Below are 15,592 nucleotides of genomic sequence, written 5' to 3'. Positions count from 1 at the left end.
TGGACCGTCTCGAAGTCCGACAGCCCCTGCAGACTCTGCAACACCACCGTCGCGGCCAGCACCTGCGGCGGCAGACTCGGACGGCCGTTGGACGAGGGATACATGTCCGCGAACATCCCCGGCGGGAACAGCACCTCCCGGTGCTCGGCCAGGAACGCGAACACACTGCCCGCCGGGATCAACTCCCGGCACGTCTCCCACACATCCGGCCCGACCATCTCCCCGGCCCATTCCCCCTGCATGCCTACAAGACTGGCCCCAACTCCACCGAGCCGGGGCCAAAACCGAGATTTTCAGCAGCCTTCTAGACCCGGTCCCGCACCCGGCGCAGCCGCGCCAGGTCGCTCAGCCTCGCCCCCGCCGCTACTCGGGCGGGCCGTACGTCATCTCCAGCGAATGCTCCTCCAGGCTGCGGAGCGTCAGCTGGTCGTCCCGGGCCTCATTGAGCAGGAAGAGCTCCCGGGTCCGACACTCCTCGCACAGGCTGACGACAGCGAACGGCCAGAGATCGACCGGAGCCCCGTACGGGGCACTGTCCACGTAGATGCGGTCGGGCCGAAGTGGCTGGGTGCTCGACCGCTCGAACGGCTCCCAGCTCGGATGGCTGCCCCTCAGCCGGAGCCCGACTATCCGGTACGAGCCCTCGTCGAGGTACTCGCACCGCTCTACCCAGTCCCAGTGGGTCCCGGAGAGCCAGCTGACGGCACTGATTGCCCGCACGATGTGCGGTTCCAGCCGCTCGACGTCTTCCGCCAGTTGGTGGCTGGCGCGGACGCCGTGCGCGTGGTGTGAGGTGTTCCTGAAGTCCTTGATGTGGCCCAGTAGGGCGCGTGCGTTGCCCCGGTCGCGCACGGTGGCGAGCTGTTGGATGCGGGGCGCGATTCCCTCGACCTCCAGCCGGTCGAGGATCCAGAGCCAGGTGCCGAAGGTGGCGCCGGTCCGGAACTGCTTGCGCAGGTTCCGGGAGAAGCCGTTTGACGCGGCCAGCTCGGTGAGCGCCAGCACGCCCAGCACCCGGGCCAGGCCCTCGCCCAGCTTGAGCAGTCCGTCCTTCCGCTCCGCCGGGTGCGTGCTGACCCGGTACCGACGGGATAGCGCGGCGGCGTGGTGCGGAAAGCTCCACTCGGCGCGCGAGATCGGGTCGTCCAGCGGGCGTACGAGTTCGCCGATCAGGCCGGCCTCGTGGGCGGCGGCCCTGATCTCGTTCCGAACCCCCTGGACGTCACGTTCGCCGCTGCTGAAGACGTTGGGCAGGATTCCCGACATCGTGGTCCGCAGTGCGCGCCGTCCCTCCTGCACGGTCTCCAGGAGGCTTTCCACCTCGCTGTCGGTCACCAGGTCGACAGGGACGTGCGTGTCCAGCAGATCGCGAGCGCTGGGGTACTGACCGTTGTCCTTGCGGGAGTTCAACCACTCGCAGAGCGTCTGGCCGCTGCCGCGGAGCGGCTGCAGCACGAAGAGCGAGGTCGCCGCCTCGCCGAAGCCCTGCGGCAGCAGACGCCAGTTCCCTGGCCGTCCGACGAGCATGCCGCCCGAGCACAGGGTCAGCGGTACCCCATTTTTTGGCGCGTCGGGGAGCTCAACGGCCGAGTCCGCCTCGTGGAGGTCTTGTGCGCGCAGGTGCTTGGGCCGGTCGGCGCCGTCCTCCTGCTCCTGGCCGCTTTGCGGCGGGTGGACTCGGGTGGTCTCCAACCTGGCCAGGTTACGTAGCAGTTCGAATTGACCGTCGAGTTCCGGTCGGTAGAAGAGCGCGGATGGGATCTCGCAGCCCACCCGCGTCCTGCTGTCGTCGATCCAGGCGTCCGGAGCGGTCGGGTGCACTTCGCGTCGGAGGTGGTCTGTCGGATCCACCTGCAGCGGCAGGTGGACGAACTCGCGCAGCTCGGGATCCGGCTCGTACGCCTCGCCGATCCGCTGTGGCTCTCCGTCGCCATCGCGTACGCCGACGGCCTTGCGGACCGCCGCCTCGAAGACCTTCCCGCGCGGCCAGCTCACGCCGGCCGAGGCGACCGCCCGGCGTAGCGCCGTGACGGCCTCTTGGCCCCTCGTCCATGTCGAGCCGACCAGCGGACGCAGGGCGGCCACCAGGGCAGCGGGATCAGGGGTCTTCTGGATCACGCGCGATTCGGCGAGCCGAGTCAGGACCTCCTCGGACAGTTCGTACCTGAGCCGCAGCGGTTGATCGATCGTGACGCGCTGGTACATCAGTTCGTGGGTGGAGACCACGCGGACCCGGTCGTCCGGCTGCTGGGCGGGGTCGGCGGACAGGGCGTCCAGGTAGAGCCCGGTGATCTCGGCGATCTGGTCCGACGTGATGTATTTGCGCTTAGAGCCGATGGAGCGACGCATCCGCTGCCACTGGTCTTGAGCGTTCAGCAGCAGCACCTGGCTCCTGCGCTGTGCCGGCTTGCGGTTGCTGAGGACCCACAGGTAGGTGCTGATGCCGGTATTGGGGAAGAGGAGGTCGGGCAGCGCGACCACGGCCTCGAGCCAGTCGTTCTCCACGATCCACCGCCGGATGTCCGATTCGCCGGACCCCGCGCCCCCGACGTACATCGGGGAGCCGTTGAAGATGACCGCTATTCGGCTGCCGCCCTCGCCCGAGGCGTTCACCGGCTTCATCTTTGCCAGCATGTGCTGAAGGAAGAGCAGTGAGCCGTCGTTAATCCGGGGAAGGCCGGCCCCGAAGCGGCCTGCGAGACCGAGCTGTTCGTGCTCCGACCGGACCGCGTACTCGCTCTTCTTCCAGTCGACGCCGAACGGCGGATTGGCGAGGAGGTAGTCGAAAGCGGTTCCCTGGTGCCCGTCCTCGGTGAAGACGTTCCCGAAGGCGATCGTCGAGTCCCGGCGGCCACTGGTCATCATGGTGGCACGGGAGATCGCCCATGACTCCCGGTTGATCTCCTGGCCGTACAGCGTGACGTCTGCCTGGGGGTTCATCAACGCGATGTACGAGGCAGCCTCGGTCAGCAGGCCGGCCGTCCCGCAGGCCGGATCCAGGATGGTGCGGACGGCATGCGGCGACGTCAGGAGGTCCGAGTCGGCGGAGACGAGGAAGCTGGCCATCAGGTGAGCGACGTCCCGGGGGGTGTAGTGCTCCCCGCTCGCCTCGTTGCCGCTCTCCGCGAACCGCCGGACGAGCTCCTCGAAGAGGCTCTCCATGTGGTCGTCGGTGATCATCTGCCCCAGGTCGATGGAGACGAACTGCGCGACGACGCGGTAGAGGAGTCGGGCCTGGTGCAGGCGGGTGACGGTCCGCTCAAACTCAAAGCCGTCCAGCAGTTCCCTGACGTTCCGGGAGTACCCGTCGACATGGGCCAGGAGCAACCGGTCGGCGTTCTCCGGATCGCTGAGCACGCTCTCCATGGAGAACCGGCTGGAGTTATAGAAGGGCCAACCCGAGGCGGCCGTCAAGCGCTCCTCACGCTCCTGCTCGCCGTCGGTACGCTCGGCCTCGTCGAGCACCGCCTTCCGGCTCCGGGCCAGCAGGCAGTCCAGTCGGCGCAGCACCGTGAACGGCAGGATCACCCGCCCGTACTCGGATGACTTGAAGTCGCCGCGCAGCAGGTCGGCCACCGACCAGACGAGCTTGGACAGATGCCCGGTGCCGTCACTCATACTGCCCTCCGCAGGCCGGTGCCCTCTATGGGACTGATCATCCCATGGCGGTGGCCGGGCCGGCCCACGAGGAGCACGGGACGCCGACATGCCGGTGACGGTACCTGGGGACCTGGGCGTCGCTACCGTCGTCGGTCGTCCCTCGTCAACCGTCGATCAGCCGACCGGACGTCAGCAGTCGTTCTCTTTTGGCGAAGCTGCTACACCTGCCCAGACTTCATATCTGCAATGTGCTCCACACCAGACATGAACGCCAGACCTGACGAAGCACTGCTCGGTTCACTCCAGCCAGTCCGTCTCGTCCCTCGCATCTGGCGCGTCGTCGGTTCGGGCGCGGGCGGCCTGTCGCGAAGCGCGAGGAGGGATTGTTTGGCGTGACGCTCGTTTGACGCTCCGAGTTCCCGTACGCGGGACAACGGGCGGATAGACCGCCTCTGACCTGGGCTTTTTTCGTGGCCCGTCCAGGTCGATCCCTTTCCGATGACCTCGCTTGTGGAGTGCGTGGCGATTCTGGAGCCTGCGCAAAAGGGTGCCTGACCTGCGGTTTCTTGTCGGGGTGGGGGATGGCTCGACTTGTTTCCATGGGTGCATGGTGTGGAGTCTTGCCATACGTCCGGGACGGCTTCTTCTCAGCCGCGAGCTCGCTGTCCGAGAGGGCGCCCACCGTTCGAACGCGGTGGTGCGGACCAGGAAGTAGTCGTTGAGTACGCCGCCACGGTCACGCGCATACGCAGAACCAATGAGCCTTTGTTGCCACGCATGCCGCAGGGGGCCGTCGAAGACGAGTCCGAGTCCGACTTCCTCGTACAGCTCGCCTTTCAGCGCCGGTGCATCGACTCGCCCTCCTCGACGCCACCTCCAGGAGCCACGCAGACAACCTCGCCCGGAAGTGCGCACCGGCAGAGTAGAACGCGATCCTCCTCGTCCAGGACGACCGCGCGGGTACCGAGTGACGTAGTTTCAGCGGGGCGACGTCTGAACTCCATTCATCGGCCGCCTTGGAATGAAAAGGGTCGCGGGCGTCGGACAGCGGTCAACCGCTGTGCTTGAAGCCCTTGCCAGTGCGGTCAAGCGGGTCGGCAGGCAGGGAGAGGAAGCGGGCCCGCAACGCGTCCCACGCGTTGAGCCGGGTGAAGTCGGGGGTGTCGAGAAGTTCCTGGCGGTCGGTGAGGAAGGGGTTGGGCAGCAGGACGGTCATCATCTGTTCGTCGCGGCCGTTGAACAGGCGGGCTCCCCAGCTGACGGGGCTGCCGTCGGAGCTGATGGTGCGGTAGAGCTCGGCGCGGGAGCAGCGGCGGATGCGGCCCAGTTCGGGGCCGGAGGCAGTGTGCTCGCCGATGCACAGGTGGAAGTGCCAGGCGCCGAAGTCGACGGTGATGTAGCCGTCGTTCATGGTGATAGCGGTGGGGGCGCCCGGGGCGCCGACCTCCCAGGCGGCGCCTTCGACGATGGGCCCGAAGTGGATGTGCTGCCAGTGGTCGGTGAAGACGGTGGTGATGAGGTCGAGGAGGGTGGCCTCGTCGACCGGGAGGGGCCAGACATGCTGGGTACCGCCGCCGGGGGTGTCGACGACGGTCGGCTCGGTGGTCATGAGGTCTTCTCCTTGGTGTTGAGGACGCAGTCGCCGCAGGTGCCCGCGCCCGGCACGCGGTAGTACAGGCAGCAGCTGCGGCGTCGGAAGGCGAGCGGCTCGGCAGGGGTGGTGCGGTGCGTGCCGGCCCCTGCAAGTGGAGGCTGGTCCAGCAGGGCGTGGACGAGTGGTACGACGGGGAAGAGGGAGTTCGGAGCCCTGGCGAGCAGGACGCGATGGGCCCCGATCAGCGCCGAGGCGGCGTTGCCGCGCAGGGTGTGCGGGGACACGCCGGACGCGCGCCGTACAGCGTCGGCCCAGGGGACCAGGTTCTGGACGATGACGGCGTGGTGCAGGGCCGGGTGTGGTTCCCGGTCCACTTCTCGCGGGTCCGGAAGCCACAGGTCGAGGGGGCCGGAGGCGGGCATGCGCCACCACAGCCGTTCGGGACCCAGATTGGGGACACGGCCGGTGAGCGTGGCGCAGGCCAGGGCGATCGACCAGAGCCGGGAGGCGGTGCCCAGGTGCAGGGTGGACGCGGCCACCCTGAGCTGGTCGGTGCCCAGCCGCCCGGCAACGACTCGTACGCTTGCTTCCAGTGCGACGGGGTCGGCGTACAGGTCGGTCATCGGCCGGAAGCCGTGCGCCTGGGGGCGGGGGCCGGTGGTCACCGCGAAGTAGGGGCCGATCGCGGAGACCCGCGCCAGGACGTCGGAGGTGATGCCCGCGTTCACCATGTCCGTACCGTCCGCGTCAGTTCTTGGAAGCCGAGGACGCGGGCGACCTGTCCGTCCGGTCCGGTGAGGGTGAGCCGGTCCGCTCCTCCCCAGCTCACCCGTGTGGTGGCGGCCGGGTCGCCCGGGGCCGCGACGGCCAGTCCTTCGCGGGCGAGGGCGCGTTCGAGGAGCGGAAGCACATCGGCCGGCGCGTCCACCGCCACGTGAGCGCGTGCGGTGCGGCGCAGGCCGAACGTGCCGGACACCGCGTCGAAGGCGAGATGGTCGGCGTCGAAGGCGGCGGCGACGGCGCCACTGCGGATCAGGTCCTCGGGTGCCCCGGCGTGGACCCCGGATTCGCGGTCGACGAGCCACACCGCGTCGGCCACCCGCAGTGCCAGCTCCAGGTCGTGGGTGCTGACCACGACGGTCAGGCCCTTGTCCCGGGCGAGGTCGCGCAACAGAACGGTGAGTGCCACCCGTGAGGGCACGTCGAGGAAGGCGGTCGGCTCGTCGAGGAGGAGGACATCGGGCTCCTGGGCGAGGGCGCGGGCCGTCAGGACGCGCTGGCGTTCGCCGTCGGAGAGTTCGGCGGCCGGCCGGTCCGCCAGATGCCCCGCGCCCACCGCCTGCAGCGACCAAGCGACGGCCGCGTGGTCCGCGGCTGTGAGGCGGCCGGTGAATCCGGTGTGCGGGTGTCGGCCGAGCCCGGCCAGTTCCCGTACGGACAGCAGCCCGGCGTCCACCCGGTCGGTCAGGACAACTGCCAGCCGGCGGGCGAGAGTGGTCGGCGGCTGGTGTGCCAGGTCCGCCCCGCCGATGTGTATCCGGCCGTCGAGTGGTGGCAGGAGACCGCACAGGGTGCGCAGCAGCGTGGATTTGCCCGCGCCGTTGGGCCCGAGGAGCACGGTCAGTTCGCCGACTCGCGCTTCCAGGTTGAGGCCCGACAGCACGGCCCGGTTCGCTCCGCGCCCGCGCGGCGACCGGGTCCTGTAGCCGACGGCGAGCCCTTCGGTGGCGAGACCCTCGGGGCGGTCCTGTCGGTCGGCCGTGTCCGTTACGGGTTCGGTCATGGTGTCGGTCACGAGGCCACCCCTTGTACGCCGCGACGGCTGCGGATCAGGAACGTGATGACGACGGGGGCGCCGAACAGCGAGGTGATGGCGTTGAGCGGCAGTACGGAGTCCGTGCCGGGCGGCTGGCTCAACAGCGCGCAGGCCAGCGCGAGGAACGCCCCGGCGAGCATGGACGCCGGGATGAGCGCCCGGTGGTCCGAGGTCCCCAGCGCCACGCGCGTCAGGTGCGGGACGGCCAGGCCCACGAAGGCGATCGGGCCGCAGAACGCCGTGGCCGCGCCCGCGAGCAGCGCCGTGCCGAACAGTGCCAGATCGCGGCTGCGCCCCACGTTCAGCCCCATGGTGCGGGCGTAGTCCTCGCCCAGCAGCAGGGCGTTGAGACGTTTGGCGGTCAGCAGCGCCGTGAGCAGGCCCGCGCCGATGACGGGCAGCATCACCTGGAGGTCGGGCCAGGTGGTGGCGCTGAAACTGCCCAGGCCCCACATGACGAACTGCTGGGCGCGCTCGGGCCGGGCGTAGACGAGCATCACGCCGACCACCGCGGTGGCCGCCGAGCCGATCATGACGCCGATGACGAGCAACGTGACGGCCGACCGCACCCACCTGGAGATCAGCAGGACGAGGGCCAGCACGGCGGCGGCGCCGAGAGAGGCGGCGATGACGACGCCTACGCGCCCCAGGCCGGCCAGGTCTCCGGTGAAGCTGCCGGCGACGCCGCCGGTGCCGACCACCACGGCGGCGACGCCCATGCTGGCACCCGAGCTCACCCCTAGGGAGAACGGATCGGCCAGCGCGTTGCGGAACAGGGTCTGCATCTGCAGGCCCGCCACCGCGAGGGCGGCCCCGACGCCGGCGGCGGTCAGCGCGCGCGGCAGTCTGACCTCTTCGACGATCACGGTCCAGCGCGGGTCGTCGGCGGTGGCACCGAACAGGATCCGCACCACGTCCGCCACCGGCACCGGATGGGAGCCTGTCGCGAGGGTGAGCACAAACAGCACGGCGGTACCGACCGCGAGAGCGAGGACGACGGAGAGGCGCCGCCGTCCCGGCCGCGCGGCGCGCGGGGCGTCCGGGGCGGCGGCCGACGCCAGGGTCATGTGCGTCGTCACGCCTTGGGCACCTGCTGGTAGAAGGTGAACGTGTGGTCCTTCGCCTGGTCCGGGTGCATCAGCGCGAAGAGGTCGGCAAGGACGAGGTCCGGGCGCAGCACACCGCGCTCGAAGTAGTCGTTGCCGCCGCCGGGGCCGAGCGCCTTGGTGTTCGTCCAGACCCCACCGTCGGACACGGCCTTCAGCTGCCCGTACCGGCTGTCGGCCTTCACCGCGTCGGCAGTGGACTTCCACTGCTGGTCGGCGATCCAGACCGGGGCTTGGCCGCCTTTTGCGTACACGGCCTCGAAGTTGAGCTGGAGGCCGCCGGTGCCCGGATCGCCGGCCCACGGGTAGGTGCCGCCCGCGTCCTTGATCAGTTGGGCCGCGTAGCTGCTGCCGGCGGGCATGGACCAGGTGCCCTGGTACATCGTGCCGGGCAGGACCTCCACGGGCTTGCCCGCCTTGACCGCTTGCGCGCCCTTTTCGGCGACCTTCCGGTAGTCGCCCTCGATGGTGCTGAACACCTCGCCGGCGCGCTGCTCCGCCCCGGTGAGCGCGGCCATGGCCTTGACCCACTCGGCGCGGCCGAGCGGACTCGGCTCCAGCCACTCGGCGTTGGCGACGACAGCGATGCCGGCCTGACGCAGCTTGGGGTACTGCGGGTCGTCGGTGCCCTGGGTCATCAGGACGTCGGGCTTGGCGCCGATGACGGTCTCGGCGTTGAGTGTGCGGTCCTTGGCGTACTCGGTGACCTTGCCTGCCTTCACCCCCTCGATCACCTCGGCGGAGGAGATGGCCGTGGCGCTCGCGACACCGGTCAGCACGCCCAGGGTTCCGGTCTCGGTCAGCAGCGGAAGGTGGGTGGTGGAGGCGGAGTACAGGCTCTTGACGGGAACGGAGACCTGCTGTGCGGACGCCAGGTCACCGGTCAGCTTTGGCTTCGGCGCACCGCACTTGACCAGTACGTATGACTCGGGCTTGCCCTTGGGGAAGGGCTCCTTGACGGTGAGGACCTGGTAGCTCTTCTCATACCGGAGGGAGAAGTTCTTGGCGTGCTTCACCGTCGACTTGACCGGGAAGTAGTCCTTGGCCGGGTCGAAGTCCTTGATGCAGCCCTTCCCGGCGGTCTTTGCCTTGGCGTCGGCGGGTGGGCCGGAGTCACCGCCGCATGCGGTGAGTGTGAGGGCGGCGGTCAGGCAGGCTGCCGCGGCGACCAGACGGCGGCCGGGCATGAGGGACCGTACGGACAAGGTGACTCCTGGTGGCGTGCGTGGGCAGCGCGTACCGGCATTCCGATGCGCGTGATGCGGTGTACGGGAAGGAATCCGCTGGGGGCGGTTCTTCAGTCCCTTGGGGAACGGGCCCGTGCGTTAAGCCAGGCAGGCCGACTCCGCAGAACCACGGGCAGCACCTGGCTGCCACCGCACATATGCAGGCACACGAGTGCCACCGCCTCTCCTGGGGAAATCCGCCCCGTACATCGAGGTGCGACGGCGTGAGTCTCCTGACTCGGGATCACAGCTTCTCCGGCCTTCCCACTCCCGGATGGGGTGGTGGCCATGGGTGGAGTCGCTCCCCTTACACAGTGGCGGTACCGTGCCGGAATCTCACCGGCTTCCTCGTTCCGCCGTCGCTTGTCGGACGGAAGCATCGCAGAACCGGCCCCGGCCCGCCAGACGCACCTCTGTGCGATCAGCCACAGCCGTAAGTGCAGCCATCACGACAAGGAGTGCTCTGCCCCGGTCGGCGCGGCCGGGTGAGGCTCGCCGGGGAGGAAGGTCACCTGGGGCGCGCCCGTGCGCGGATGGGCGGTGACCTCGCTCGTCACGCCGTAGACCTGGGCCAGGAGTTGGGGTGAAGCTTCCCCTTGATCGTGGACACCTGGAGACTGGGACTTGAGGTTCCAGAGGAAGTAGCACCAGGTGGGAAGCAAGTACACGAAGCGGTACTCCGAGGAGTTCAAGGGGGACGCTGTCGCGCTCGTCGACTCCTCGGGCAAGACGGTCACTGCGGTCGCGGGGGAGTTCGGCATCAGCTCCGAATCCTTGCGCGGCTGGTACCGCGAGGCCAAGACGGACCGGGGCGAGGGCACCCCCGGCGAGTTGACCAGTGCCGAGCGCGAGGAGCTCAAGCGGCTGCGCAAGGAGAACCGCGAACAGCAGCAGACGATCGAGATCCTGAAAAAAGGCGACCGCCTTCTTCGTGAAGGAGAACGACCGGTGAGCGAGTTGTACCGGTTCATCCATGCGGAGAAGGCGAACTACCCGATCGTTCTGCTGTGCCGGGTGCTGCATGTGGCCCGCTCCTCCTGCTACGCCCGGCGCGAGGCGAGGCCGCCCCTCGCGCCCGGCAGTCCGCCGACGACGCGCTCGCGCACGAGATCACGGTGCCGCACCTCGCTTCCCGTCGCGCCTACGGCGTTCCGCGCATCCACGCCGAGCTGCGGCGTCGGGGGCGCGGGGTGAACCGCAAGCGCGTCGCCCGCGTGATGCGCGAGCGCGGCATCCGCGGCGTCACCCGCCGCAAGCGGTGCTCGCTGACCCGGCCGGATATGAAGGCGAAGCCGGCCCCGGACCTGATCGGCCGCGACTTCCACGCCGAGCGCCCCGGCACCGAGCTGGTCGGCGACATCACCTACCTGCCCACCGCGGAGGGGTGGCTCTACCTCGCCTGCCGGCTGGACCCGGCCACCCGCGAGGTTGTCGGCCATGCCATGGCCGGCCACCACCGCGCCGAACTCGTCGTGGACGCCCTCGACATGGCTCAACGACGCGGCGGACCGGCGCCCGGCCGCGTGGTCCACAGTGATCGCGGCAGCGAACACACCTCGGCCCAATTCCGCGATCACGTATGGAGGTTGGGGCTACGGCAAAGTTGCGGGCGCACCGGGGCATGCTTCGACAACGCCGCCGCGGAAAGTTTCTGGGCTCTCCTCGAAGAAGAGATCGGCACCCGCACCTGGCCCGACCGGGCCACCGCCCGCGCCGAGGTCTTCAACTTCATCGAGACCTTCTACAACCGCCGCCGTCTGCGCAAACACAAGACCTTCGGCTACCTCACCCCGGCCGAGACCCGGCAGCGGCATCAGCACACCCTCGCGGCATAACGAACGAGTGTCCAACGTCACGGCGAAACTTCACGGCACCCGCTTCCCTGGGGCCGGAACAGGCCCGGCGGGAAACCCGGGTGGTAAGTCGCCGGGCAAGGCCGCCGCAGGTGTCGCCGCCGCCATCGCGGGAGTGATGCTGGTGTTCGCGCTCGCGGAGGGCCACAGCACGTCGGGCGACGACTCCGACTCCTCCGCGATTCCCGCTGTTTCTGCCGATCCGTACGTGCCCGACGATCCAACGTATGGCGACTCCGCCGTCGATCCGGACGACACGGTGACCGAGGACCCGTCGACGGAGGAACCCGACCCCGATCCGCTGACCGACGATCCCGCCCCCGAAACGACGGAAGCCCCGGCCCCGCCACCTGCCCCGACCTCGCCACCTGCGCCGGCTCCACGGCCGAACTATTACGGCGCCATAGCCGTGGCGAGCAACGGCGCCTACGGCCGAGCTTGGGACTACAAATCCGCGAGTGCTGCGCAGCAAGCCGCACTGAACAGCTGCCCAGGCAGCTGCAAGGTCCTCGTGTCGTTCGCCAACAGCTGTGGCGCTGTGGCCTACAACCCCAACGCCCATCGCTACTGGGGTGGTCACGGCGCCAGTCAGACCGAAGCCAAGAACAACGCGATAAGCCATGCAGGCGGCGGGGATTGGATCACCGTGGTACGCACCACGCGGTATAACTCCTGAGCAGTCAGCTGATGCCATCCTGGAAGTCGCTGGTCAGGTCGGCTGGCTGGCGGGCCAGATAGCTCCTGACCAGGCCAAGGCGGTGAACCATCATGCGGGCGCTCAGCAGCCAGCCGCCCGCGGAGCGCGGGCCGGGCAGGGCCAGCAGGGTGTTTGCCGCATTCAACGCTCTCCGCCCTCCGGAGCTGGTTGGGCCCGGGCCCGTCGAAGCGCTCAAGCCTCTTGGTCGTCGTGCGGCTCGGCGAGACGGTCGTCGACCGCTTCCAGAAGCAGCTCGACCAGCTCCCGAGCTTCGGACGGCTCGGCGGCCGGCGTCGCGCCCTGGGCGTCGTTGCTGGGGAAGAGGTCGCCCAAGGTGCCGGAGGAGTACTGTCGGCGAACTCCCTCCCGGTCGAGGTGAATTGGGGCCGTTCTGTGTGAGGCTGGCAGTGATGTGTATCGGATGTCTGTTTGGGGAAGAGTAGGTGATTCATGTGGTTCTTTTCCTCGGCTACACGGTAGGTCCCCAGAACCTGTAAGCTCCGCGCCCATGCATTGGCACCCTGAGCGCGACGATGGTGCGTACGGCGTAGGCGGCGCGAATGGCGCACATGGCGCCAACCACACGAGCCACACGAGCCACACGAACCACGCGAACGGCGCTCTTGGCGTGTACGCCGGGAACGGCGCCTACCAGGAGGGTGGCCAGACCCGGGGCCTGCCGGTCGTGTACCACCCGTACGGCGACGGTGCCCAGGCCCATGACGGATACGCGGATCCGGCGGCGGCGTACGGGTGGCAGGAGCCGGCGGCGACCGGTCACGGCATCGCGCCCGGCGACGCTTACGGCCAGCCGCAAGGCACGTACGTGGACGGTCACGCTTCTTACGGGGACGGTCGCGACACCTATGAGGGGGGCCACGGCCGCCAAGGAGCCGACCGGGAGCACGAGCACCTGCACGGAGACCGGGGAAACGCTTACGGCGCCGCCGACGACGACCGCGACGCCGGACACGACGACGGCTCGGTCTTCGTCGACCCATCGGGGCGCCGCGGACGGCTGGTCCGCCCTGTGGGCCTTGCTTTCGCGGCGGTCTGCGTGGTCTTCATCGCCGTCGTGATCGCGGGATTCTTCGGTTCGGCGCCCTCCGGCGGCCCCTTCTCGCTGCCCTGGGGCCAGGAGAAGAACGAGGAACAGAAGCAGAGTCAGGACCAGAAGCAGGAGGGGGAGCAGGACGGATCGGCGAAGGCCACGGAGGAGCCCGGCTCCACCGCCGGACCCGCCGCCGACCGGTCCGCCACGCCAGGGGAGTCAGCGGCCCCGAGCCCCTCGCTGAGCAGCTCCAAGACCGAGACCGAGGAAACCGGCACCGAGGCGCCCGCGACCACGGCGCCCTCCACCACGACCACGCCGGGCCAGGGGAACTCCGGCGACCGTCCTGGCCAGGGCCGGACGCCGACCAAGGGACCCAGGTGAGCCCCGTACCACGCAAGACCGGAACAAACCGTTCCACCGGCCGCAGCCGTTCCCCCCGCACCAAGCGCTCGCCCCGATCGTCCGCGAGGACCCGCTCGACGCGGACGGCACCGCCTGCGAGGACCAACCGGCATGCCCGGCAGCGCGATCCCCGCGCCCACTGGCTGCTGCTTCCGCTCGCTCTCGCGGTCGCTGCCACCGCGCTGCTGTTCAGCGGTTACGGGCGGCACGAGATAGCGCCTACCGCCGCCCCCGCACGCCACTGCACCGCTGCCGCCCCCGCAGCGGTACGCGAGGGTGGCCCCGTTCTCAGCGAGGTCGACGGAAAGCTGCGCAGCGCGCACCTCCCCGCCCGGACGGTCGCCCTCACCTACGACGGCGGCCCGGACCCCTCCTGGACCCCGCGTCTGCTCGACGTCCTGAGGAAGCATGGCGCCAAGGCCACGTTCTTCCTCACCGGCACCCAGGTCGCGGCCCACCCCGATCTGGTCCGCAGAATCCACCACGAGGGCCATCAGATCGGCTCGCACACCTACACCGACGCCGACCTCGCGCAGGTCTCTGCGGTGCGTGCGCGTCTCGAACTCGCCCTCACCCAGAACACCCTCGCGGGCACGGCGGGCACCGGCACCCGTCTGCTACGGCTGCCGCACACCGGGGAGACCGGTTCCCTGTGCGCCGACCAGTGGGATGCGGGCCGCCGCGCGATCGACGACGGCTATGTCCTGGTCACCGCGGATGCCGCCGACCGGAGTCCCAGGCAGGGGGTGATCCGCCAGTTCACCGGCTCCCGGGAGGCCGCCGACGCCACCGAGGAGATCTTGGCGTCCCCGGCCGACGGCCTGCGGTACACGACCGTCGGCGCCTCGCTGCGGACAGACGGCCTCGGCTACCCGGTGACGGCGGCCGCCGCGGCGAAGGGCACCGCCGTCGTCTGGGCGCAGAAGCTGTCCAGGGGTTTCACCGAAGCCATGGGCTGGCTGCTGGTGGCTGCGGGAGCGGTCACCGTGGCCCGCCTCGTGCTGCTGTTCACGGTCGCCCGTGTCCACGTACGCCGCACCAGGGCCGGACGGCGTCGCGGCAACCGGCTGCCGCGGGTCAACGATCCGGTCACCGTGATCGTGCCCGCGTACAACGAGGAGGCGGGCATCGAGGCGACGCTGCACTCGCTACTGGCGTCGACGCACCCGTACATCCAGATCATCGTCGTCGACGACGGATCGAGTGACCGCACCTTCGAGCTCGCCGAGTCGGTGAGAGCCCAGGACCCGCGGGTGATGGTCGTGCGCCAGGCCAACGCGGGCAAGGCGGCGGCTCTCAACACCGGACTGTCGTGGGCGCAGTTCGACATCCTGGTGATGATCGACGGCGACACGGTCTTCGAGCCGGACGCGATCCGCAACCTGATCCAGCCGCTCGCCGACCCGCGCGTGGGCGCCGTCAGCGGCAACACCAAAGTGGGCAACCGGCAGGGGGTGCTGGGCCGTTGGCAGCACCTCGAATACGTCATCGGGTTCAACCTCGACCGCCGCATGTTCGACGTACTCGAATGCATGCCGACCGTGCCGGGCGCGATCGGCGCCTTCCGCCGCCAGGCGCTCGCGGGCGTCGGCGGGGTCAGCGAGGACACCCTCGCCGAGGACACCGATCTGACCATGGCGCTGTGCCGCGCGGGCTGGCGGGTCGTGTACGAGGAGTCGGCAATCGCGTGGACGGAGGCACCGTCCACCGTCCGGCAGCTCTGGAAGCAGCGCTACCGCTGGTGCTACGGCACTCTCCAGGCGATGTGGAAGCACCGCAAGTCGCTGTTCGAGACCGGGGCGGCGGGCAAGTTCGGCCGCCGCGGACTGACCTATCTCGCCTTGTTCCAGACTCTGTTGCCGTTGCTCGCTCCGCTCGTCGATGTGTTCGCCGTGTACGGGCTGCTGTTCCAGAGCGCCGGCCAGGCCGGGGCCGTGTGGCTCGGCTTCACGGCCGTGCAGGTGATCAGCGCCGTCTACGCGCTCCGCCTCGACAAGGAGAAGTTCGAACCGCTGTGGACGCTGCCGCTGCAGATCTTCGTCTACCGGCAGCTGATGTACCTGGTGGTGGTGCAGTCCGTCGTTACCGCGCTACTGGGCAGCAGGCTGCGCTGGCACCGGATGCAGCGCACCGGTTCGGCGATGGACACCCTGCAGCGGCAGCCGGCATGAGGTCGCACGGCCGAGCCGCGGCTCGGCCGGTCGATGAGGGGGCGTACGTCACTGACCGGTGCGCGCTTCCGGC

The 15,592-nt window shown here is 69.5% G+C and carries 14 protein-coding genes, 2 pseudogenes and 1 riboswitch; of the genes and pseudogenes, 5 read left to right on the top strand and 11 right to left on the bottom strand.

Annotated features, from left to right (window positions below; all coding sequences use genetic code 11):
• The 9 genes and pseudogenes from ACH5AF_RS27205 to ACH5AF_RS27165 form a co-directional block, all read right to left on the bottom strand.
• Window positions 1-242, bottom strand: a pseudogene (locus ACH5AF_RS27205) (IS5/IS1182 family transposase); the annotation flags it as partial.
• A gap of 121 nt (window positions 243-363) precedes the next feature.
• Window positions 364-3,618 (bottom strand): N-6 DNA methylase, encoded by a 3,255-nt coding sequence (locus tag ACH5AF_RS27200; protein ID WP_398905086.1) that lies wholly within the window; start codon window positions 3,616-3,618, stop codon window positions 364-366.
• A gap of 818 nt (window positions 3,619-4,436) precedes the next feature.
• On the bottom strand, window positions 4,437-4,604 hold the full coding sequence (locus tag ACH5AF_RS27195) for an NUDIX domain-containing protein (protein ID WP_398905085.1): 168 nt from the start codon (window positions 4,602-4,604) through the stop codon (window positions 4,437-4,439).
• Between the two features lie 47 nt (window positions 4,605-4,651).
• Window positions 4,652-5,209 carry a hypothetical protein gene (locus tag ACH5AF_RS27190; protein ID WP_398905083.1) on the bottom strand — a complete coding sequence of 186 codons (558 nt, stop codon included), beginning with the start codon at window positions 5,207-5,209 and terminating at the stop codon, window positions 4,652-4,654.
• Entirely contained in the window at window positions 5,206-5,925 is a 720-nt protein-coding gene (locus ACH5AF_RS27185; protein ID WP_398905082.1) for a (2Fe-2S)-binding protein, read from the bottom strand. The genes ACH5AF_RS27190 and ACH5AF_RS27185 overlap by 4 nt, the downstream gene beginning before the upstream one ends.
• Window positions 5,919-6,989: an ABC transporter ATP-binding protein gene (locus ACH5AF_RS27180; RefSeq protein ID WP_398905081.1), complete on the bottom strand. Its 1,071-nt coding sequence runs from the start codon at window positions 6,987-6,989 to the stop codon at window positions 5,919-5,921. The genes ACH5AF_RS27185 and ACH5AF_RS27180 overlap by 7 nt, the downstream gene beginning before the upstream one ends.
• Window positions 6,986-8,089 carry a FecCD family ABC transporter permease gene (locus ACH5AF_RS27175; RefSeq protein ID WP_398905079.1) on the bottom strand — a complete coding sequence of 368 codons (1,104 nt, stop codon included), beginning with the start codon at window positions 8,087-8,089 and terminating at the stop codon, window positions 6,986-6,988. The genes ACH5AF_RS27180 and ACH5AF_RS27175 overlap by 4 nt, the downstream gene beginning before the upstream one ends.
• On the bottom strand, window positions 8,086-9,321 hold the full coding sequence (locus ACH5AF_RS27170; RefSeq protein WP_398905077.1) for an ABC transporter substrate-binding protein: 1,236 nt from the start codon (window positions 9,319-9,321) through the stop codon (window positions 8,086-8,088). The genes ACH5AF_RS27175 and ACH5AF_RS27170 overlap by 4 nt, the downstream gene beginning before the upstream one ends.
• Before the next feature lie 226 nt (window positions 9,322-9,547).
• A riboswitch (cobalamin riboswitch) is annotated at window positions 9,548-9,733 on the bottom strand.
• A 55-nt stretch (window positions 9,734-9,788) separates the two neighbouring features.
• Window positions 9,789-9,929: pseudogene (locus tag ACH5AF_RS27165) on the bottom strand (histidinol phosphatase); the annotation flags it as partial.
• 64 nt (window positions 9,930-9,993) lie between these two features.
• Here ACH5AF_RS27165 and ACH5AF_RS27160 point away from each other — a divergent pair.
• Genes ACH5AF_RS27160 through ACH5AF_RS27150 form a run of 3 tightly spaced genes read left to right on the top strand, consistent with a single transcriptional unit; the run spans window position 9,994 to window position 11,871 of the window.
• Complete coding sequence (locus tag ACH5AF_RS27160; RefSeq protein WP_398905074.1) at window positions 9,994-10,536, top strand: transposase; 543 nt, start codon at window positions 9,994-9,996, stop codon at window positions 10,534-10,536.
• Window positions 10,458-11,177, top strand: coding sequence for an IS3 family transposase (locus ACH5AF_RS27155; protein ID WP_398905071.1), 720 nt, complete (start codon window positions 10,458-10,460; stop codon window positions 11,175-11,177). Before ACH5AF_RS27160 ends, ACH5AF_RS27155 begins: the two co-directional genes overlap by 79 nt.
• Before the next feature lie 7 nt (window positions 11,178-11,184).
• Window positions 11,185-11,871: a DUF4189 domain-containing protein gene (locus ACH5AF_RS27150; protein ID WP_398905069.1), complete on the top strand. Its 687-nt coding sequence runs from the start codon at window positions 11,185-11,187 to the stop codon at window positions 11,869-11,871.
• A 4-nt stretch (window positions 11,872-11,875) separates the two neighbouring features.
• Here the strand turns inward: ACH5AF_RS27150 and ACH5AF_RS27145 are convergent, their stop codons facing one another.
• Complete coding sequence (locus ACH5AF_RS27145) at window positions 11,876-12,037, bottom strand: hypothetical protein (RefSeq protein WP_398905067.1); 162 nt, start codon at window positions 12,035-12,037, stop codon at window positions 11,876-11,878.
• Between the two features lie 47 nt (window positions 12,038-12,084).
• A complete protein-coding gene (locus ACH5AF_RS27140; protein WP_398905065.1) occupies window positions 12,085-12,225 on the bottom strand; it encodes a hypothetical protein in 141 nt (46 codons plus the stop codon).
• A gap of 175 nt (window positions 12,226-12,400) precedes the next feature.
• On the opposite strand from ACH5AF_RS27140, the gene ACH5AF_RS27135 reads away from it, so the two are divergent.
• Window positions 12,401-13,327: a hypothetical protein gene (locus ACH5AF_RS27135; protein WP_398905064.1), complete on the top strand. Its 927-nt coding sequence runs from the start codon at window positions 12,401-12,403 to the stop codon at window positions 13,325-13,327.
• A complete protein-coding gene (locus ACH5AF_RS27130; RefSeq protein WP_398905062.1) occupies window positions 13,324-15,519 on the top strand; it encodes a bifunctional polysaccharide deacetylase/glycosyltransferase family 2 protein in 2,196 nt (731 codons plus the stop codon). The genes ACH5AF_RS27135 and ACH5AF_RS27130 overlap by 4 nt, the downstream gene beginning before the upstream one ends.
• Window positions 15,520-15,592: the final 73 nt, after the last annotated feature.

Source organism: Streptomyces sp. NPDC018833 (genome assembly GCF_044390825.1).
GTDB lineage: Bacteria > Actinomycetota > Actinomycetes > Streptomycetales > Streptomycetaceae > Streptomyces.
The sequence above is the reverse complement of the archived record's forward strand: the minus strand, read 5'-3'. Positions and strand labels throughout refer to the sequence as shown.